Raw genomic sequence first — 19,050 nt, 5'->3', positions numbered from 1 at the left:
TCTCCTTGTGCGAGGGACTTCGGGGAGGTGGAGCACGGGTGCCGAGCGGCACGAGGACAGTCAAGGACCAAAGCGATTGGAAAAACAAACATCTCGATGTAAAAACTGCGTTACTGCGGAACGGACGAAAGGGTGGACCGCTCGATCCGCCCCGTAGGCTCGCGGCAGAACGGACCACCGACCGGTGTTCCGTTCCCGTTACGCCCGGATTGGAGAAAGTCGTGGCCGATCTCAGCGCCCGCGTCCTCGAGCTCGTCGCCTCGGGGCAGGCCGCCAGCCGGACCGAGATCGCGAAGGTGCTCGGAGCCGCCCCGTCGACCGTCTCGCACGTCGTCGGCCAGCTCCTGGAGCACGGGATCCTCGCCGAGGAAGGCACGGACGTCTCGACCGGCGGGCGCCCCCGCAAGGTGCTCCGCATCGGCGGCATCGACGAGTACGCGGTCGCCGCGGACGTCGGCGGCGGGCACGCGCGCATCGGCGTGGTCCTGCCTGGAGGCGCGATCGAGTCGGTCGCGAACGTCCCGTTCGCGCTCTCCGACGGTCCGACCGCCGGGCTCCAGCGCCTGGCCGCGCTGCTCGAGCGGCTCGCCGACGACCGTGGTCGCGAAGGGCTGCGGGGCGTCGGGCTCAGCCTGCCCGGGCCGGTCGACGTCGTCGCCGGGGTCGTGGACCTGCCGAGCCGGATGCCGGGGTGGAACGGGTTCCCCGTGGCCGCGTGGCTGAGCGACCGGTTCGGCCTGCCGGCGATCGTCGACAACGACGCGAACTGCATGGCGGCGGGTGAGCAGACCGTCCAGGATCCCGCTCGACGCCAGACCATCACGATCAAGGCCGGCTCGGCGATCGGCGCGGGCATCGTCATCGACGGTCGGCTCTACCGGGGGTCGACCGGCGCGGCCGGGGACATCACGCACGTGCGGATCGACGCCGCCGGGGACACCCCGTGCTCGTGTGGCAACACCGGATGCCTGGAGACGGTGGCGTCCGGGGCCGCCCTGGTCCGGATCCTGTCGAACGCGGGGGTCGACGTCGCCTCGACCGCCGACGTCGTCCGGCTCGCCTCGGACGCACACCCCGAGGCCACCCGTGCCGTGCGGATGGCGGGCAAGTACCTGGGCGAGGTGCTCGCCGCCAACGTGAACTTCTTCAACCCGGACGCCGTCTACCTGGGCGGCATCCTGTCGACCCTCGACCCGTTCATCGCCGCCGTGCGCAGCCAGCTCTACGAGAGCTGCCACCCGCTGATGACCCAGCACCTGGCCATCGAGCCGGTGTCGCTCGGTGCCGATGCCGGGCTCGTCGGCGCCGGGCAGTTCGCCCTGCAGCGGGGCCTCGCCGCCTCGCTCGAGGAGCTCTCCGCGCCCATTCCCCAGTCCACCACCAGGAACAGGAGCGTCCGTGTCTGAGACCGGTCCCGTCACCCCCGCCGTCCCCGCCAGCACCGCTGGTGCCCGTCGCCCGGTCATCGCCATCGCCGGGCTCGCCATCGAGACGTCGACGTTCACGCCGACCCGGACCCACGCCCCCGCGTTCCACCCGGACCGCGGCGACGAGGCCGTCGCCCGGTACCCGTTCCTGGCGACCATGGCCGACCGGGCGGACTTCCGCGGGGCGCTCATCGGGCACGCGCTACCCGGCGGGATCGTCGACCGGGCGTCGTACGAAGCCCTGGCCGACGAGATCGTCGAGCGGCTGCGTGCGATGGGTCCGGTCGACGGGCTCTGGTACGACATCCACGGCGCGATGGTGGTCGAGGGGCTCGACGACGCCGAGACGGACCTGCTCGGCCGCATCCGCGCGGTCGTCGGCCCCGACGTCATCGTCTCCGCGTCGATGGACCTGCACGGCAACGTCACGCGCGAGCTCGCCCACCAGGTCGACCTCGTCACCTGCTACCGGATGGCCCCGCACGAGGACACCCTCGAGACGAAGGAGCGTGCCGTCCGGAACCTCGTCGACGTGCTCACCGAACGACCCGTCGGTGCGCAGCGACCCGTGAAGGCCTGGATCCCGATCCCCGTCCTGCTGCCCGGCGAGCAGACCTCGACCCGTCTCGAGCCGGCGAAGTCCCTGTACGCGCAGGTCCCGCTCGTCGAGCAGACCGAGGGCGTGCTCGACGCCGCGATCTGGGTCGGGTACGCGTGGGCCGACCAGCCCCGCGACCAGGCCGTCACCGTCGTCACCGGGTGGGACGAGGCAGCCGTCGCCGCCGGTGCCGAACGGCTCGCGGCGGCGTTCTGGGACGTCCGCGAGGACTTCGTGTTCGTCGCCCCCACCGGCACGTTCGAGGAGTGCCTCGACGCCGCGCTCGCCCCGGGCGCCGCGAAGCCGTACTTCGTCTCGGACTCGGGCGACAACCCCACGGCGGGCGGCTCCGGGGACATGACCTGGGGGCTGACGCAGGTGCTCGCCCGCCCGGAGTTCCAGGACCCGTCCGGCCCGACCGTCATCTACGCGAGCGTGCCCGGACCGGCCGCGGTCGCCGCGGCGGTGGACGCCGGCGTCGGTGCGACGATCACCGTGACCGCCGGTGCGTCGGTGGACCACGTGCACGCGGGCCCGATCACGATGACCGGGCGGGTGCACGCGATCAAGCACGGCGACCGAGACGCCGAGACCGAGGTCGTGCTGCAGGTCGGCAGCGTCTTCGCGATCCTGACGAAGCTGCGGAAGCCGTACCACCACGAGCACGACTTCACCGACCTCGACCTGGCGCCGCGGCAGGCGGACGTCGTCATCGTGAAGATCGGGTACCTCGAACCGGAGCTGTTCGACATGTCCGCCGACTGGATGCTCGCGCTCACCCCGGGCGGTGTCGACCAGGACCTGCTGCGCCTCGGGCACCACAGGATCGAGCGGCCGATGTTCCCCTACGATCGAGTGTTCCCGACGGCACCGGACCTCCGCGCCCGCATCGTCCCCGCCTCCAACGAACCGCTCGGAGCCCCTGCATGAGCACCACCGCCGCACTCGAGATCGCCGTGACCTCTCCGGCGGGTGCGATCACCGCGCGGGACGGCGGCGCCGACCGCGTCGAACTCTGCGTCGGGCTCGAGCTCGGCGGGCTCACCCCGTCCCAGGCCCTGGTCGAGACGACCCACGAGACCGGGATCCCGGCGCACGCGCTGGTCCGCTGCCGTCCGGGCGGGTTCGTGCACTCCCCCGACGAGGTCGAGCTCATGGTGCGCGAGGTCCGCACGGTCCTGCGCTCCGGGGCCGCCGGTGTCGTGGTCGGTGCCCTGCGACCCGACCGGACCCTGGACGAGGACGCCCTCCGCCGCTTCGTGGACGCCGCCCGGTCGGTCAGCGCCACCGCCGAGGTCACCCTGCACCGCGCGATCGACCACGCGACCGACCCCGTCGCCGCCGCCGGGTCGCTCGCCGCGCTCGGGTTCACCCGCGTCCTGACCTCGGGCGCCGCCCCCACCGCGGTCGCCGGCGCCGAGACGATCGCCCGCATGGTCGAGGCCGCCGGGCCCGTGCAGGTGATGGCCGGCGCCGGGGTCACCCCCGCCGACGTCCGCGCACTGCTCGCCACCGGTGCCGCCGCCGTGCACCTGTCGGCCAAGCGTCCGGCCGCGGACAGCACGCACGCCGGGGTGCCGATGGGCGCCGGGGACGACGGCTCGGCGCACTTCGTCACCGACGCCGAGGTCGTCGCGGCCGCGCGGCGCGCGCTCGACGCCTGACCCGCTCGCCGTCACACGGGAATGGCGGCCGTCGGAACCTGCTTGACGCCCCCATGACATCGTCAGCAGCGCGCCGCGGGTGGCTCAGCGTCACGTCCGTCGCACTCGGGTCGTTCGTGCTCGTCCTGTCCGAGTTCCTGCCCATCGGACTGCTCCCCGCCATCGCCGACGACCTGGACGTCGGCATCGGCACCGCCGGCCTGATGGTCGTCGCCACCGGACTCGTCGGCGCCGTCGCGGCACCGGTCGTCACCGTCCTGACCTCGCGACTCGACCGCCGGGTGGTGCTCGTGTCCCTGACCGTGCTGCTCGTCGTCGCCGACGGCCTCGCCGCGATCGCGCCCTCGTTCTGGGTGCTGCTCATCGCACGGATGCTGCTCGGGGTCGGCATCGGGGGCTTCTGGGCCATCGGCGCCGGGATCGCCGGGCGACTCGTCCGGCCCGAGCTGACCATCCGCGCGACCTCGCTCATCACGGCCGGCGTCTCCGTCGCGACCGTCGTGAGCCTGCCGCTCGGCGCCCTGGTGTCGTCGCTCGCCAGCTGGCGCCTCGGCTTCGTGATCGGTGGGGCGCTCGGTGTCGTCGCGCTCGTCCTGCAGCTGGCGATGCTGCCGAGGATCCCCGCGCAGCAGCGGGTGCGGTTCGCCACGCTCGGGTCGCTGCTCCGCGTGCCCCGCGCCCGGGTCGGGCTCATCGCCGCAGCCTTCGTCTTCGCGGCCCAGTTCGCCGCGTACACCTACATCGCGCCGTACCTGCAGCAGCTCGTCGGCGTCGGCCCGGACACCGTAACGATCGCGCTGCTGGTGTTCGGCGTCGCGGGCATCGTCGGGAACTTCGCCGCCGGCTTCACGCTCGACCGCAGTGTCCTCGCCACCATCGGGGCGTCGAAGTTCGTGCTCGCGGCGGCCGTCGTCCTGCTCCCGCTGCTCGCTCACTCCGTCGCGGGGGTCTTCGTGCTGCTCGTCGTGTGGGGCCTGGTGTGGGGTGCGCTGCCGCTCGGGATGCAGACGTGGATGTCGACGGCGTCGTCGGCCGGGTCCGAGACCGGGCTCGCGCTGTTCGTCACGACGATCCAGCTCGCGATCGCCGCCGGTTCGGTGCTCGGTGGGGCCGCGGTGTCGTCGTTCGGTCTGGCTGCCGACTTCTGGCTGGCGGGCGGGGTCGCGATCGTCGGTGCCGTGGTGCTCGTCGCGATGGGGCTGCGGAAGTCGAGCGCCGTGCCGGCGGTCGAGCCGGTCGCGGCCGACCCGACGCCGACCGGCCCGGTGGCCGTCGCCTGCCCCTGACCGCCGCTCCGGGGCCCGCAAGACACCGGTGTTCGCGCGCTGAACACGCGCAGACCGCGGTTCGATCGGTGAACACCGGTGTTCAGCGGAATCGGCACGACGGACGCAAGGTCAGGTCAGGGTGACGATGCGGTCGGCTGCGGCGATCGCCACCGGGTCGTGGGCCGCGTGCACCACCACGACGCCGGCCGCGGCCTCGTCGGCGAGCGCCGCCACCACGAGCGCCGCGGACTCCGCATCGACCCCCGCGGTCGGTTCGTCGACCAGCAGCACCCCGGCACGCTGCGCCAGCCCGAGCGCGACGAGCGTGCGCTGCCGCTGCCCGCCCGAGAGCTCCTCGATCGGCCGATCGGCGAGCTCCGTGATCGCCATCCGCTCGAGCTGCGCGTCGACGACAGCCCGGTCAGCGCGTCCGAGCGGCCGCCACCACGCGCGGTGCCGCCACCGCCCCATCGTGACGGCCGCGCGGACGGTGAGCGGGAGCGTGGTCGGCGGTACGGACTGGGTCACGTAGGCGACGCCGTCGGACGGGAGGCCCGTCACCCGCCCGGCGGTCGGTCGCACGACGTCCGCGACCACGTCGAGCAGCGTCGACTTGCCGGATCCGTTCGGTCCGGTGAGCGCGGTGACGACCCCGGCGGGGAACGTCACGTCGAGCATGTCGAGGACGGTCCGGTCGCCGAGGACGGCCGTCACCCGGTCCAGGTGGACGGCGGATCGGGGATCGGCGAGGGCGGTCGGCTCGGTCGCAGGCACCTGAGCACGCTATCAGTATCGATACTCGTTTTCATGTAGCGTCTCGGACCGTGACCTGGCTGACCGATCCGTTCTCCGTCGACTTCATGCTGCGCGCCCTGGTCGGCGGCTCCCTGGCGGCGATCCTCTGCGCCGTGGTCGGAACGTGGGTGCTGGTCCGGGGCATGGCGTTCCTGGGCGAGGCGCTCTCGCACGGCATGCTGCCCGGCGTCGCGATCGCCACCCTCACCGGGATCCCGCCGGTGCTCGGTGCCGCGGTGAGCGCGGGCGTGATGGTGCTCGGCGTCGGGGCACTGCGTCGTCGTGCACGACTGTCGTACGACACATCGATCGGCCTGCTCTTCGTCGGGATGCTCGCACTCGGCGTGATCATCGTGTCGTCCTCGCGGTCGTTCGCCACCGACGTCACCGCGATCCTGTTCGGCGACGTCCTCGCCGTCACCCGGGCCGACGTCGGCGGCCTCGCGATCGCCGCAGCCGTGGCCCTGGCCGTCGCCGTGGCGTTCCACCGGCCCTTCACCGCACTGGCGTTCGACACCCGCAAGGCCACGACGCTCGGCCTGCACCCACGACTGGCCGAGGTCGTGCTCATCGGGCTCGTCACCCTGGCGGTCGTCGCCTCGTACCGGGCCGTGGGCACCCTGCTCGTCGTGGGCCTGCTGCTCGCGCCGGCGGCCGCCGCCCGCGCCTGGACCCGGCACGTGGCCTCGACGATGCTCCTCGGCGCCGGCATCGGTGCGGCCGCCGTGCTCGTCGGGCTGCTCGTGTCCTGGCACGCCGGCACCGCCGCCGGCGCGAGCATCGCCGCGGTCGCCGTCGCCAGCGTCGTGGTCTCACGCGCCCTGGCCGCCGTCGTCCTGCGGCGCACCCCGATCCCGACACCGGCGCGCGCGGCCGCGCCGGCGGCACCACGATCCGCCGCACCGTCTCGAGAGGGAGCATGAAGCACTCGACCACCAGCCGCGCCCCCGCGCGCCTCCTGTCCACCATCGGCCTCGCCACCGGCCTGGCCCTCACCGTCACCGCCTGTTCCCCGGGCGCCCCGTCGGCCGACAGCTCGACCGGCACCGCCCGTCCCCACGGTTACGTGGCGGGCGCGAGCGAGTCCCAGGAACCCCAGGTGCGCCTCCTGGCCGTGTCGGCGACCGGCGCGACCGCGCTGCACGACCTGCTCACCGAGGAGACCACCGAACTCGACGACGTGAACGCACCGGAGCACTCGGCGACCGACGGCCGGTTCCTCGTGACGAGCGATGCCGACCGCACGACGATCGTCGACGGCGGGTCCTGGACCGTCGACCACGGCGACCACACGCACTACTACGCAGCCGAGCCCCGGGTCGTCGGCACGATCGACGGCGGTGGCCGGGTCGAGGTGCACTCGTCCGAGACCATGACGACGATCACCTGGCCGGACCGCGCCGAGGCCGTCGTGCTCGACCGCGAGGCACTGGGCCAGGGCAAGGTCGACGAGACCGCCCGGATCGACGCGAGCGTCCTGCTGCCGATGGGCGAGCAGCTCGTGGCGGCCGACGGCGACACGGTCCGCGTGCTCGACGCGGACGGCGAGGCGACCGACGCCGCCGACACCGCGCAGACCTGCACCGACCCCGCCGGCGGGATCGTCACCCGCGCCGGTGCCGTCGTGGGCTGCGCCGACGGAGCGGTCGTGGTGGACGACGCCGGCGAGACCTCGTTCGTCGACCTGCCCGACGGCGCCGAGCGTCCGACCGCCTTCGCCGCCCGCGCCGGACGGCCCACCGTCGCCGGACTGGCCGGCACCACCGGGTTCTGGCTGCTCGACGTGCGCGAGCGCTCCTGGCGGCTCGTGCCGACCGAACGGCCCCTGCGCGCCGTGGTCGCGGTGGACGACGAGGACGAGCACGTCGTCGGGGTCGACGACTCCGGGCGGGTGGTCGTCGTGACCGCCTCGACGGGGAAGGTGTCCACGACGACGGCGCTCATCGACATCGGCGCAGACGACCCCGCGCCGATGCTGCAGCTCGACGCCCAGCGCGCCTACGTGGCCGGCCCCGCGGACGGCACCGTGCACGAGATCGACTACGCCGACGGCGCCCGGGTCGCCCGCACGATCGAACTCCCCGTCGCCCCCGTCGCCTTCGCCGAGGTCGGACTGTGACCGGCACCAGGGCCCTGACCGCGGGTCTCGTCGCCGCGATCGTCGCCCTCGTCGCCACGGGTTGCACCACCGCCGGCTCCGACCGACCCCTCGTCGCGGTGACGACGAACATCCTCGGCGACGTCGTCAGCGAAGTCGTCGGGGACCAGGCCGACGTCATGGTCCTCATGCCCCCGGGCGCCGACCCCCACTCGTTCGAGGTCTCCGCGCAGGAAGCCGCACGACTGCGGAGCGCCGACCTGGTGGTCGAGAACGGGCTCGGGCTCGAAGAAGGGGTCGCCCGTCACGTCGCGGCGGCGGCCGCGGACGGCGTGCCGGTCTCCACCGCCGGGGACGCGTTCGATCCGCTGGAGTGGACCACCGAGGACGACAGCGGCCCCGACCCGCACTTCTGGACCGACCCCGCCCGGATGGTCGACGTGGTCGAGGCCCTCGACCAGGACCTGCGCGACGCCGGCATCGAGCCGACCGGCACCGATGCCTACCTGGACGAGCTCCGCGACCTGGACGACACGATGACGACCGCGTTCCGGACCGTGCCCGAGGAACGCCGGGCGCTCGTCACGAACCACCACGTGTTCGGGTACCTGGCCGACCACTACGGGTTCCGGGTCGTCGGGGCGGTGATCCCGAGCGGGACCACCCTGGCCTCTCCGAGCGCCGCCGACCTGCGCGACCTGGCCGACGCCATCGACGAGGCGGGGGTCCGGACGATCTTCGCCGACGCCTCGCAGCCCGCGCGACTGGCCGAGGTACTCGCGGAAGAGGTCGACCTGCACGTCGAGATCCGACCGCTGGCGACGGAGTCCCTCACGGAGGACGGCGACGCCTCCACCTACCTCGGCATGATGCGCTCGAACACCGAGGCCATCGTCGACGGCCTGTCGACTGGTAATTGAGAATGAGAATCAATACAGTGAGCGACATGACGAACACGAAGACGCTCCGGGCCGCGTGGCCCGCCGCCCTGCTCGGCGCGGCCGCCCTGGCCCTGACCGGGTGCGCCACGAACACCGACGCCGGGTCCGACACCGCTGCGACCCCGAAGGCCGACGGGACCCGCATCACCCTCACCTACGACGGCGGCCTGCTCGTCCTCGACCAGGACCTGCAGGTGGTGGCCGACGACGCGATCGACGGCTTCACCCGGGTCAACCCCGCCGGCGACGGACGCCACGTGCTCGTCACCGTGCCCGAGGGCTTCCGGGTCCTCGACACCCAGGCCGAGCCGGCCCTGACCGACGCGGTCTTCCCCGCCGACACCGGTGGCCACGCGGTCGTCCACGGCGACCGCACCGCCCTGTTCGCCGACGGCACCGGCGACGTGACGACGTTCGACCACACCGAGCTCGACGGAGCCGACCTGCCCGAGGTCGAGACGACGAAGTCCGAGGCCGCCCACCACGGCGTCGCGATCGAGCTCGAGGACGGCACGCTCCTGACGACCATCGGCACCGAGGAGAGCCGCTCCGGCGTGCGCGCCCTGGACGCCGACGGCACGGAGATCACCCGGTCCGAGGAGTGCCCCGACGTGCACGGCGAGGGTGCGGTCAAGGGTGAGGTCGCGGTGTTCGGCTGCACCGACGGCGCCCTGGTCTACCAGGACGGCGCGTTCGAGAAGATCGACGCCCCGACCGAGTACGGCCGCACCGGCAACCTGTTCACCACCGATGACTCGTCCGTCGCCGTCGGCGACTACAACGACGACCCCGACAGCGAGGGGTACCTGCTCGACCAGATCGCCCTGATCGACGCGGCTTCGGGGAAGTACACGGTCGCGGACATGCCCGACGGCGTCGGCTTCACGTTCCGCGACCTCGCCCGCGGCCCCGGTGACGAGGCCGTCGTGCTCGGCGACGACGGTGCCCTGCACACCTTCGACGAGACCACCGGCGAGCAGCTGGAGTCGTACCCGGTGATCGACGCGTGGGAGGGCCCGACCGAGTGGCAGGACGCCCACCCGGCCCTGAAGGTCGAGGGTGACATCGCCTACGTCACCGACCCCGCCGAGCAGAAGATCCACGCCGTCGACCTGACCACCGGCAAGGTCATCGCCTCGAGCGACGAGCTGCCGGGCGTGCCCAACGAGATCGCGGTCGCGTAGGGCTGGAAACGACCCGAGACGGACAGGAGGCCCGTGGCGATCCCGCCACGGGCCTCCTGTCCGTCGTCAACGCGTGGACCGCGCGACGTCAGCCGCCGTCCGTCAGCCCTTGACCGGGATCGACTGCGCCTTGAGCGCCGCGATGGTCTTGGACTGCCCGGACTCGAGCGCCTCGCTCAGGGTGCCCGAGCCGGACGCCGCCTGCCCGAAGCCGTCGGAGACGTCCGAGTAGGTCTGCGTCATCGTCGGACCCCAGGTGAAGGGCTGGATGTCCTTCGCCGCGGTGGCGAACTCCTCGTAGATCTTCTGGCCACCGTAGAAGTCGAGCCCCTCGGTCAGGGCCGGCAGGTCGGCGCCGGTGGTCGAGGCCGGGTACAGGTTGGCCTCCTTGTTCAGTGCGGAGAGCGCCTCGGTCGAGGTGTTCAGCCAGACCAGGAACTTCGACGCCTCGGCCGGGTGCTTGCTGCCCGCGAAGACGACGTTCGACGAACCGCCCCAGGCGGCCGACTTGGTCTCGCCGGACTTCCACTGCGGCATCGGAGCGACGGCCCACTTGCCCGAGGTCGACGGCGCACCGCTCGAGATGGTGTTCGCACCCCAGACCGCGGAGACCCAGGTCCAGTCCTTGCCGCTGTCGTAGGCGTTGTTCCATTGGTCGGTGAAGCTCGGCAGGGTGTTGACGAGCTTCTTGTCGATCAGGTCCTGCCAGTAGTCGGCGACCTTCTTCGACGCGGCGTCGTCCAGGTTGACCTTCCAGTCCTGGCCGGAGTTCTCGAACCACTGGCCGCCGGCCTGCGAGACGAGCCCGGCGAACTGGTTGACGTCACCCTTGGCGAAGTTGGTGATGTTGCCGCCGAGCTTCTTGATCTTGACGGCGTCCTCGGCGTACTCCTCCCACGTCTTCGGGGCGTCGAGGCCGGCCTTCTCGAACAGGTCCTTGCGGTAGTACAGCGCCATCGGACCGGAGTCCTGCGGCACGGCGTAGACCGACTTCCCTTCGCCGAAGGTGACCTGGTTCCACAGGCCGTCGGAGAAGTCCTTCTTCGCGTCGCTGATGCCGGCGCACGCGCCGATGTCCTCGAGGCCGCCCTGCACGCGGAACGCCGGCAGGGTGTCGTACTCGACCTGGCCGATGTCCGGCGCCTGCTTGGCCTTCAGCTGGTTGAAGAAGTTCTGGTAGGTGCCGCTGTTGCCGTTCGCGACGATCGAGACCTTGACCTGGATGTCCGGGTTGGCCTTGTTCCAGATCGCGACGACCTTGTCCATGTTCGGCACCCAGGTCGTGAAGTCGAGGGTGACCTTGCCGTCCGAGGGCTTGCAGCTGGCGGCGGCGGTGTCGGATCCACCGCCGCTGCTGCTGCCACCGGTGCTGCAGCCGGCGAGGGCCACGGTGGCGGCCACGGCGATCGCGGCGACGCTGAGGAACTTCGTTGTCTTCATGCTGTTTCCGTTCGGATGTGGTGTGGGGAGAGCTGGTGCGGGAAGGGGTGCGGGTCGAGGGGCTACTTCAGGCCGCCGGAGCCCAGGCCGGAGCGCCAGAAGCGCTGCAGGCTCAGGAAGGCGATGAGCAGCGGGATGATCGAGACGAACGACCCGATGAGCACGAGGGTGCGCAGGTCCGGGTACTGGTTCACGCTCGAGTTCCACGTGTAGAGGCCGAGGGTGACGGGGAACAGCGACGAGTCGCGGAGCATCACGAGCGGCAGGAAGAAGTTGTTCCACACGGCGACGAACTGGAACAGGAAGATCGTCACGAGCGCGGGCGACATCAGTCGGACGGCCACGGTGAAGAACGTGCGGACCTCGCCGGAGCCGTCGATGCGGGCCGCTTCGATGATCTCGTCCGGCACGCTCGACGCCGCGAACAGCCGTGACAGGTAGACGCCGAACGGGCTGACGATGCTCGGCAGGAACACCGACCAGAACGTGTCGGTCAGGTCGACCTGGCTGAAGATGAGGAACAGCGGCAGGGCCAGGGCGGTCGCCGGCACGAGCACGCCGCCGAGGAACACGTTGAACAGGACCTCGCGGCCGCGGAACCGGTACTTGGCCAGGGCGTACCCGCACATCGCGGAGAGCACGGTACCGAGCAGGCCGGCCACCCCGGCGTAGGCGATGCTGTTCAGCAGCCAGCGCAGGTAGATGCCGTCCTGCCGCGTGAACAGCTCGACGAGGTTGCCGAAGAAGTCCTGCACCGAGGTGGCGCTGAACCACAGCGAGAACGTCGAGTTGAAGTTCGCGGCGGTCTTGGTGGACGAGACCAGCAGCCAGAAGATCGGCAGCAGGAAGTAGAGGGTGAAGACCCCCATCACGATCATCGCGGCGCTGCGCGAGATGACGCTCTCACGGGGACCACGCGCTCCGCGCTGGTGCGGACGGGAGGCCCGGTTCGGCTCGAGTGGTCGGCCGACGTCGCGGACGAGGTCACCTTGGGACGGGGCGTTGACGGTCATTCGGCGGCCTTCCGCTGGGTCAGTCGGAGGAACCCGATCGACAGGACGAACGTGGCGACGGCGAGCACGACCGAGAACGCCGCGGCGAGGTTGAAGTTCGGCACCGAGGACGTCGAGTAGACGAGCATGTTCGGCGTGAACGTCGACGAGATGGTCGAGGTGAACTGGCGGAACACGGTCGGCTCGGTCAGCAGCTGCAGGGTGCCGATGACGGAGAACACCGCGGTGAGGACGATGGCCGGCACCACGAGCGGGATCTTGATCGACAGGGCGATCCGGAGCTGGGACGCACCGTCGAGCTTCGCCGCCTCGTACACCTCGGCGGGGATCGCGAGGAGCGACGAGTAGATGATGAGCATGTTGTAGCCGACGTAGACCCAGGTCACGACGTTGGCCACGGCCCACAACACGGTGCTGCCGCCGAGCAGGTCGACCCGCGAGGTCACCGCGGAGAACGGCGACAGGTCGGGGGCGTAGAGGTAGCCCCACATGATCGCGGCGATGACGCCGGGCACCGCGTACGGCGCGAAGAACGCCAGGCGGAAGAACCGCTTGCCGCGCAGCAGCGGGGAGTCGAGCAGCAGGGCGAACAGGAGCGCGAGCCCGAGCATCACCGGCACCTGCACGACACCGAACAGCAGCACGCGGAGCACGGAGCTCCAGAACTCGCCGTCCTGGAACACCAGGGCGTACTGGCTCAGACCGCCGAAGACCTGCGTCGGGGCGCCGAACGTGCCCTGCCGCTCGATCTTCTGCAGCGACTCCCACACGGCGTAGAGGATGGGGACCAGGTAGAACGCCGTGAACAGGACGGCGAACGGCAGGACGAAGATCGCGATGGCGCGGCGGTAGCGGAACCCGCCGCCCCGGCGTCGTCGGGTCGCGCTGGGCGACTGTGCGGTGGTGGTCATGAGCGGTTCCTGTCGGTGCGGATGATCTGGGTCCCGCCGGGGGCGATGGCGGTGGTCCCGGTGACGGGGCGGTCGGCGACGAGCTCGTGGCCGACCTCGTGGTGCTCGACGGTGCGGTCGGAGTGGTTGAGCAGGAAGACCCACTCGTGGGTGTCGTCCCGGCGACGCACGACCTCGAGTCCGGGGCGGACGGCGGGGTCGGCGCGCACCCCGGCCTCGTCGAGGACGCGGTGGACGAAGCCGCCCAGCGCACCGGCGTCGAGCACCGTGGACGTGTACCAAGCGGTCCCGGCGCCGTGCTCGTTGCGGGTCACCGCGGGGCGCCCGGCGAGCGAGCCCTCGGCGTAGTCGACGATGCTCGTCGCACCGCGCAGCTCGACCGGCTCCGACCAGACGCTGCCGGTCGTGCCGTCGGACAGCGCGATCGTGGCGTCGGCGGCGAGCGGGAGGAACTCGTCCACCCGCACGCCGAGCAGGTCGCGGAAGGCGCCGGGGTAGCCACCGGTGCGGACCCGGTCGCGCTCGTCGACGATGCCGCTGAAGCAGCTGACGATCGCGTGTCCGCCGCCGGCGACGTGGTCGGCGATGACGGCCGCGTGCTCGTCGCGGACCAGGTACAGCTCGGGGACGACGACGAGCGCGTACCCGTCGAGCGGTGCCCCGGGGGCGACGACGTCGACGGTCACGCCGAGGTCCCAGAGCGCGGCGTGGAAGGCGTGGACCTGCTCCAGGTAGCGGAGCGCGGTGCTGGGGTGGGCCTCCAGGTCGGCCGCCCACTGGTTCTCCCAGCTGAACACGAGCGCCACGTCGGCGACCACGCGTGAGCCGCGCAGCTCGCCGAGCCGCTCGACCAGGGCGCCGAGCGCGACCACGTCGCGCCAGGTCCCCGACTCGGTGCCGGCGTGCGGCAGCAGCGCGGAGTGGAACTTCTCGCTGCCCTGCACGGACGCGCGCCACTGGAAGAAGCAGACCCCGTCGGCGCCGCGGGCGATGTGCGCCGCGGTGTTCCGGAGCATCTCCCCCGGGGCCTTCGCGACGTTGTGCGGCTGCCAGTTGACGGCGCCCGTCGAGTGCTCCATGAGCAGCCAGGGGGCGCCGCCGGCCAGGCCACGGGTGGTGTCGGCGGCGAAGGCGAGCTCGACGTGCGGCCGGGGCAGGCGGTGGTCCAGGTAGTGGTCGTTCGCGATGACGTCCATGTCGCCGGCCCACGACCAGTAGTCGAGCGCCGTGATGTGCGCAGCGACCATGAAGTTCGTCGTGACGGGCTTGTCGCTCAGCTCGCGCAGGACGGCAGCCTCGGCGCGGTGGTGGCCGAGGAGTTCGTCGGACGAGAACCGGTCGAAGTCGACGGTCTGCGCCGGGTTCGTGAACGACAGCGTCGCGCGGGGCGGCAGCACCTGCTCCCACGCCGAGTAGCGCTGGCTCCAGAACGAGGTGCCCCAGGCGGCGTTGAGTGCGTCGACCGTGCCGTACCGGGCCTGCAACCAGCCGCGGAACGCCTGGGCGGACACGTCGCAGTAGCAGTGTGCGTTGTGGCAGCCGAGCTCGTTCGACACGTGCCAGAGCCGCACGGCGGGGTGGTCGCCGTAGCGCTCGGCGGTGGCGCGGACCAGGGCGAGGGCGTGCTCCCGGTAGATCGGCGAGCTCGGGCAGAACGCCTGGCGGCCACCGGGCCAGCGGGTGGTGCCGTCGGCGACGACGGGCAGGACCTCTGGGTACCGGGTGGTGAGCCACGGCGGTGTCGAGGCGGTGCCCGTGCCGAGGTCGACCCCGATGCCCGCGCCGTGCAGCAGCTCGATGACGGTGTCGAGCGCGGCGAAGTCGTACTCGCCCTGCCGCGGCTCGACGTGCGACCAGCCGAAGACGTTGATCGCGACGAGGTTCACGCCGGCCTCGCGCATGAGCCGGACGTCCTCGACCCACACCTCGGGGTCCCACTGCTCGGGGTTGTAGTCGCACCCGAACGCGAGGCCCGTCGAGCCGAGGCCGAGCGCGCCGGTGGCGGTCGTCGGCAGGGTGGTGGTCGTCACGGGGATCCTCGCTGATCGGGGCGACCCCGGCCGCCTCGGTCGCGTGCGACCCCTTCGACGGCGAAGGCCACCCAGTGTTCTGGGAGCGCTCCCAGTCCGCACCGGCCGATCGGGGCTGGATGTTTCTGGGAGCGCTCCCAGATCAAACACCAGCGGCTGCACCCTGTCAACTGCGAGGCGTTCCGAGGGCTCCTCAGTGGCGGATATGGTTGCCCCATGTCCGAGGTCCGATCCGCTCGTCAGCGCGCCACGATCCAGGACGTCGCCGACGAAGCGGGGATGTCGCGCGGCACCGTCTCACGGGTGCTCAACGACGAGCCGTACGTGTCCCCGAAGGCGCGCGAGGCCGTGCAGGACGCCGTCCGACGCGTCGGCTACGTGCGCAGCGCCGCCGCCCGCAGCCTGGTCACCCGGCGCTCCGGGGCGATCGCGCTCATCGTCCACGAACCCTCGGTCGTGGTGCTCGACGACCCCAACATCGGCAACATCCTGATCGGCACGAACGCCGTGCTGTCCGACGCCGACCAGCAGCTCGTCACGATCATGGTCGACTCCGCCCGTGACAGCGAGCGCGTGGTCGAGTACCTGCGCGGCGGGTTCGTCGACGGTGCCATCGTGCTGTCCGCCCGCGACGGCGACCCGATCACCGGCGCGATCGAGGAGATCGGCATGCCCGCGTGCTTCGTCGGGCACCCGTCCGACGCCGCGAACATCTCGTACATCGGCATCGACAACCGCGCCGCCGCCGAGCAGATCACCCGGCGCCTGGTCGACACCGGTCGACGCCGGATCGGGATGCTGGCGTCGGGGCTCGACCGCGACTCCGGCCAGGACCGTCTGGCGGGGTTCACCGCGGCACTCGGCGAGCGGTTCGACCCCGACCTCGTCGCCCGGAACCCCCTGTTCAGCTACACCGCCGGCGCCGAGGGCATGCGCGAGCTGCTCGAGCGGGCCCCGGACATCGACGGGGTGTTTGCCGCGTCGGACGCGGTCGCCGCCGGTGCGATGGACGTCCTGCAGCGCACCGGCCGGAGCGTGCCGGGTGACGTCGGTGTGGTCGGGTTCGACGACAGCGCCTGGGCGCTGCGGTGCGACCCGCAGCTGTCGACGGTGCGGCAGCCGGCGCGCCTGCTCGGCGAGCAGGCGGCGCACCAGGTGCTCGAGCAGATCGGCGGCACCGACGACGGTCCACGCGGTCTGCTGTTGCCGACGGAGGTCGTCTGGCGCGGGTCCGCGTAGCCGGCCGCAGGACGGACTGGAGGCCCGTGGCGGCGTCGCCACCGGCCTCCCGTCCGTCCGCGGGTGCGTCCCGCACCCGCTGGGTCAGCCCTGCGGCGGCGAGTAGAGCTGCAGGTCGTTGCCCTCGCTGTCCTTGAAGGGGATGATCTTGCCCCACGGGTGCTCGCTGATCTCGCCCTGGATGTCCGCGCCGCGCTCCTTGAGCGCGGCGACCTCGTCCTCGATGCTGCCGTCCGGCTGGAACGACACGACGGCGCCGCCGTCGCTCGCCTGGCTGGCGGACTCGCGCCCGTTCAGGCCGATCATGAGGCCGCCGGCGTCGATCTCGCTCCAGTCGTCGGACTGGTCCTTCACGGTGAGACCGAGCGTGTCGCGGTAGAACGCGACGGCGCGCTCCATGTCGCTGACCGGGACCCAGACTGCTGCGACTCCACTTGCCATGGTGTTTCCTCTCGTCGTGGTGTGCCGTGGACGGTAGGCAGGGCTCGTGCACGCCGGTACAGGGTCGGTGTCCCCCGGCGTCGGGTCAGCCGGCCGCCGGACGCCACATGCTGATCGGGGTCGCCACGCGGAACCCCGCGATCGGCGCACCGTCGGTGAACCCGTGCCGTCGGTACAGCCGGCGGTTCACCGGGGTGGAGGACTCCAGGTACGCGCCGTCCGACGTCCGGTCCGCGCGCTCGAGTGCGTGGCCGAGCAGCAGTCCGCCGATGCCCCGACCACGTGCTGACGCCGACACCCCGATCTCGGCGAGGTACCAGTGCGGGGCGACCGGTCGGGCGCGCTCCATGCGGCGCAGGTGGGCCACCGCGCGGAGCGCCCCGCCGAGCCCCAGGGTCCGGAGGAACGCCGGCACCTGCCGCACGAAGGCGCGGACGCCACCGGGCTGCCGACCGGGTGCCTGCCAGAAGGCGGCGCCGACCACGCGGTCACCGATCGTGGCGACGTCCACCCGACGCGCGGGCATCGGCACCGACCGGATGAGCGCGGCGAACAGCCCGGTCAGCACGGCGGGGCGGTCCTCACCGGATCGCGGCGGCCGGAACTCGGCGAGCACCGGGTCGTCGGCGAAGGCCTCGGCGAGGACGGCCGCGGCCGCCTCGAGCTCGGCGGGTCCTGCTGCTCGGACGACGGTCTCCATGCTGACTCCTCGGTTGTTCGATGATTTGGCCACATGGCCGACTTCATCTTCACGGCCGGTCCCGCACGCGCCCCGTACGCTTCCTGTGATGACCGAGGACCAGCAGTCGCGCGGGTACCGCAGCCGACAGGACCGCCGTGCGGAACTGCTCGACGCCGCCGCCCTGGTCGTGCGGGACGACGGCCTGCGCGGCCTCACCACCCGGGCCGTCGCCGCCCGAGCCGGCGTCGCCCACGGTGTCGTGCACTACGCCTTCGGTGCGCGGCGCAACCTGGTCGTCGCGCTGCTCGAACGGCAGGCACGTGCGGTCCTGCCGCCGGTGCTCGCGGCCGCCGACGAGCACGACGACCTGGCCGCGGCGCTCGAGGCGGGGATCTCGGCGTACCTCGACCTGGTGCGGCGCGAGCCCGAGCGCTTCCGGGTGCTCGAGGCCCTCAGCGCGACGGCCCTCGCCCCGGACGGCGACGGGGACCTGCTCGACGCCGAACGACGGCTCTGGCGCGACGGCGTGGTCGCCGGGATCGAGCGCTGGACCGCACGGCACGGGGCGACGCCGTCCGAGCCGGTGCCCGTCGTCGCCGACGCCGTGATCACCCTGGTGGACGGGCTCGCCCGCGCCGCGTGGAGCGATCCGGACGGCACCGCGACCGCCCGATCGCGGGCGTTGCTGGTGCGCGGATTGACCACCGCGGTGACCACGGCGGTGACCGCCGCCGTGACCGCCGAGCGCTGACCTGCAAACCGACCGGGGAAGCGCTCCGAATGTCATGTGTGCCGCACACTGCGGCGCGTACAGAAAAGAGGGCTGATCATGACCAGCAGCGCAGCAACCGCACGCACCACCTCCGGTTCGACGTGGACCCAGCGGGGCGCGTTCGTCTTCGGTGTCGTCTTCCTGATCGTCGGCATCGCCGGGTTCATCCCCGGACTCACCATGGACATGGGCTCGATGTCCATGGCCGGCCACGGCTCCATGGCCCTGCTCCTGGGCCTGTTCCAGGTGTCCGTCCTGCACAACATCGTGCACCTGCTCTTCGGCATCGTCGGGCTGCTCGCCGCCCGCCGCGCAGCCTCCGCACGCCTGTACCTCGTCGCCGGCGGCATCGTCTACGCGGTGCTCTTCGTCTACGGGCTCTTCACCGCGGGCATGGCCGGTGGCGCGAACTTCGTGCCGCTGAACAGCGCGGACAACGTGCTGCACGCCTTCCTGGCCGTCGCGATGATCGTGCTCGGCTTCGTCCTGCCGCGGATCGGCACGCGCACCGCGCGCTGAACCGCAGCACACGACGGACGGGAGGCCC

General features: G+C 72.0%; 18 protein-coding genes. 11 read left to right on the top strand and 7 right to left on the bottom strand.

Going from position 1 to position 19,050, the window contains the following annotated elements:
- The first annotated feature begins 221 nt into the window (after positions 1–221).
- Genes DEJ08_RS01240 through DEJ08_RS01225 form a run of 4 tightly spaced genes read left to right on the top strand, consistent with a single transcriptional unit; the run spans position 222 to position 4,975 of the window.
- On the top strand, positions 222–1,406 hold the full coding sequence (locus DEJ08_RS01240; protein WP_111054781.1) for an ROK family protein: 1,185 nt from the start codon (positions 222–224) through the stop codon (positions 1,404–1,406).
- On the top strand, positions 1,399–2,955 hold the full coding sequence (locus tag DEJ08_RS01235; protein WP_111054780.1) for a M81 family metallopeptidase: 1,557 nt from the start codon (positions 1,399–1,401) through the stop codon (positions 2,953–2,955). The genes DEJ08_RS01240 and DEJ08_RS01235 overlap by 8 nt, the downstream gene beginning before the upstream one ends.
- Positions 2,952–3,689 carry a copper homeostasis protein CutC gene (locus tag DEJ08_RS01230; protein ID WP_071245156.1) on the top strand — a complete coding sequence of 246 codons (738 nt, stop codon included), beginning with the start codon at positions 2,952–2,954 and terminating at the stop codon, positions 3,687–3,689. Before DEJ08_RS01235 ends, DEJ08_RS01230 begins: the two co-directional genes overlap by 4 nt.
- Before the next feature lie 53 nt (positions 3,690–3,742).
- A complete protein-coding gene (locus tag DEJ08_RS01225) occupies positions 3,743–4,975 on the top strand; it encodes an MFS transporter (protein ID WP_111054779.1) in 1,233 nt (410 codons plus the stop codon).
- A gap of 111 nt (positions 4,976–5,086) precedes the next feature.
- Here the strand turns inward: DEJ08_RS01225 and DEJ08_RS01220 are convergent, their stop codons facing one another.
- On the bottom strand, positions 5,087–5,731 hold the full coding sequence (locus DEJ08_RS01220; RefSeq protein WP_258367116.1) for an ATP-binding cassette domain-containing protein: 645 nt from the start codon (positions 5,729–5,731) through the stop codon (positions 5,087–5,089).
- 50 nt (positions 5,732–5,781) lie between these two features.
- Between DEJ08_RS01220 and aztB the strand changes: the two genes are divergently transcribed.
- Genes aztB through DEJ08_RS01200 form a run of 4 tightly spaced genes read left to right on the top strand, consistent with a single transcriptional unit; the run spans position 5,782 to position 9,975 of the window.
- Positions 5,782–6,675 (top strand): zinc ABC transporter permease AztB, encoded by an 894-nt coding sequence (aztB, locus tag DEJ08_RS01215; RefSeq protein ID WP_111054778.1) that lies wholly within the window; start codon positions 5,782–5,784, stop codon positions 6,673–6,675.
- A complete protein-coding gene (locus DEJ08_RS01210; RefSeq protein WP_111054777.1) occupies positions 6,672–7,871 on the top strand; it encodes a YncE family protein in 1,200 nt (399 codons plus the stop codon). The genes aztB and DEJ08_RS01210 overlap by 4 nt, the downstream gene beginning before the upstream one ends.
- Positions 7,868–8,770, top strand: a complete 903-nt coding sequence (locus tag DEJ08_RS01205) for a metal ABC transporter solute-binding protein, Zn/Mn family (protein WP_502866906.1) — start codon at positions 7,868–7,870, stop codon at positions 8,768–8,770. Before DEJ08_RS01210 ends, DEJ08_RS01205 begins: the two co-directional genes overlap by 4 nt.
- Positions 8,771–8,796: 26 nt before the next feature.
- Entirely contained in the window at positions 8,797–9,975 is a 1,179-nt protein-coding gene (locus DEJ08_RS01200) for a hypothetical protein (RefSeq protein WP_111054828.1), read from the top strand.
- A 102-nt stretch (positions 9,976–10,077) separates the two neighbouring features.
- Here the strand turns inward: DEJ08_RS01200 and DEJ08_RS01195 are convergent, their stop codons facing one another.
- From DEJ08_RS01195 to DEJ08_RS01180, 4 genes are all read right to left on the bottom strand, one after another.
- Positions 10,078–11,415, bottom strand: a complete 1,338-nt coding sequence (locus DEJ08_RS01195) for an ABC transporter substrate-binding protein (protein ID WP_111054776.1) — start codon at positions 11,413–11,415, stop codon at positions 10,078–10,080.
- Between the two features lie 62 nt (positions 11,416–11,477).
- Complete coding sequence (locus tag DEJ08_RS01190; protein WP_228516621.1) at positions 11,478–12,428, bottom strand: carbohydrate ABC transporter permease; 951 nt, start codon at positions 12,426–12,428, stop codon at positions 11,478–11,480.
- Positions 12,425–13,339 carry a carbohydrate ABC transporter permease gene (locus tag DEJ08_RS01185; RefSeq protein WP_027467229.1) on the bottom strand — a complete coding sequence of 305 codons (915 nt, stop codon included), beginning with the start codon at positions 13,337–13,339 and terminating at the stop codon, positions 12,425–12,427. Before DEJ08_RS01185 ends, DEJ08_RS01190 begins: the two co-directional genes overlap by 4 nt.
- Positions 13,336–15,369 (bottom strand): beta-galactosidase, encoded by a 2,034-nt coding sequence (locus DEJ08_RS01180; RefSeq protein ID WP_111054775.1) that lies wholly within the window; start codon positions 15,367–15,369, stop codon positions 13,336–13,338. The genes DEJ08_RS01185 and DEJ08_RS01180 overlap by 4 nt, the downstream gene beginning before the upstream one ends.
- A gap of 216 nt (positions 15,370–15,585) precedes the next feature.
- On the opposite strand from DEJ08_RS01180, the gene DEJ08_RS01175 reads away from it, so the two are divergent.
- Positions 15,586–16,608, top strand: a complete 1,023-nt coding sequence (locus tag DEJ08_RS01175) for a LacI family DNA-binding transcriptional regulator (RefSeq protein WP_111054774.1) — start codon at positions 15,586–15,588, stop codon at positions 16,606–16,608.
- Positions 16,609–16,692: 84 nt separating this feature from the next.
- On the opposite strand, the gene DEJ08_RS01170 is transcribed toward DEJ08_RS01175, so the two are convergent.
- Positions 16,693–17,049 (bottom strand): VOC family protein, encoded by a 357-nt coding sequence (locus DEJ08_RS01170; RefSeq protein WP_027467232.1) that lies wholly within the window; start codon positions 17,047–17,049, stop codon positions 16,693–16,695.
- A gap of 85 nt (positions 17,050–17,134) precedes the next feature.
- On the bottom strand, positions 17,135–17,749 hold the full coding sequence (locus tag DEJ08_RS01165) for a GNAT family N-acetyltransferase (protein ID WP_111054773.1): 615 nt from the start codon (positions 17,747–17,749) through the stop codon (positions 17,135–17,137).
- An 88-nt stretch (positions 17,750–17,837) separates the two neighbouring features.
- Between DEJ08_RS01165 and DEJ08_RS01160 the strand changes: the two genes are divergently transcribed.
- Together DEJ08_RS01160 and DEJ08_RS01155 are read left to right on the top strand one after the other, a co-directional pair.
- Positions 17,838–18,482, top strand: coding sequence for a TetR family transcriptional regulator (locus DEJ08_RS01160; protein ID WP_146248511.1), 645 nt, complete (start codon positions 17,838–17,840; stop codon positions 18,480–18,482).
- Positions 18,483–18,560: 78 nt separating this feature from the next.
- On the top strand, positions 18,561–19,022 hold the full coding sequence (locus DEJ08_RS01155; RefSeq protein ID WP_027467234.1) for a DUF4383 domain-containing protein: 462 nt from the start codon (positions 18,561–18,563) through the stop codon (positions 19,020–19,022).
- The last annotated feature ends 28 nt before the right edge of the window (positions 19,023–19,050 follow it).

Origin of the sequence: Curtobacterium sp. MCLR17_054 (assembly GCF_003234335.2) — a bacterium.
Taxonomy (GTDB): Bacteria; Actinomycetota; Actinomycetes; order Actinomycetales; family Microbacteriaceae; genus Curtobacterium; species Curtobacterium flaccumfaciens.
The sequence above is the reverse complement of the archived record's forward strand: the minus strand, read 5'-3'. Positions and strand labels throughout refer to the sequence as shown.

Excerpts from the sequence above, each read along its gene's own strand:
- DEJ08_RS01225 (WP_111054779.1), top strand. The coding sequence starts at position 3,743 with ATGACATCGTCAGCAGCGCGCCGCGGGTGGCTCAGCGTCACGTCCGTC.
- DEJ08_RS01165 (WP_111054773.1), bottom strand. The coding sequence starts at position 17,749 with ATGGAGACCGTCGTCCGAGCAGCAGGACCCGCCGAGCTCGAGGCGGCC.
- DEJ08_RS01160 (WP_146248511.1), top strand. The coding sequence starts at position 17,838 with ATGACCGAGGACCAGCAGTCGCGCGGGTACCGCAGCCGACAGGACCGC.
- DEJ08_RS01170 (WP_027467232.1), bottom strand. The coding sequence starts at position 17,049 with ATGGCAAGTGGAGTCGCAGCAGTCTGGGTCCCGGTCAGCGACATGGAG.
- DEJ08_RS01230 (WP_071245156.1), top strand. The coding sequence starts at position 2,952 with ATGAGCACCACCGCCGCACTCGAGATCGCCGTGACCTCTCCGGCGGGT.
- DEJ08_RS01195 (WP_111054776.1), bottom strand. The coding sequence starts at position 11,415 with ATGAAGACAACGAAGTTCCTCAGCGTCGCCGCGATCGCCGTGGCCGCC.
- DEJ08_RS01190 (WP_228516621.1), bottom strand. The coding sequence starts at position 12,428 with ATGACCGTCAACGCCCCGTCCCAAGGTGACCTCGTCCGCGACGTCGGC.
- DEJ08_RS01185 (WP_027467229.1), bottom strand. The coding sequence starts at position 13,339 with ATGACCACCACCGCACAGTCGCCCAGCGCGACCCGACGACGCCGGGGC.
- DEJ08_RS01200 (WP_111054828.1), top strand. The coding sequence starts at position 8,797 with ATGACGAACACGAAGACGCTCCGGGCCGCGTGGCCCGCCGCCCTGCTC.
- DEJ08_RS01210 (WP_111054777.1), top strand. The coding sequence starts at position 6,672 with ATGAAGCACTCGACCACCAGCCGCGCCCCCGCGCGCCTCCTGTCCACC.
- DEJ08_RS01175 (WP_111054774.1), top strand. The coding sequence starts at position 15,586 with ATGTCCGAGGTCCGATCCGCTCGTCAGCGCGCCACGATCCAGGACGTC.
- DEJ08_RS01155 (WP_027467234.1), top strand. The coding sequence starts at position 18,561 with ATGACCAGCAGCGCAGCAACCGCACGCACCACCTCCGGTTCGACGTGG.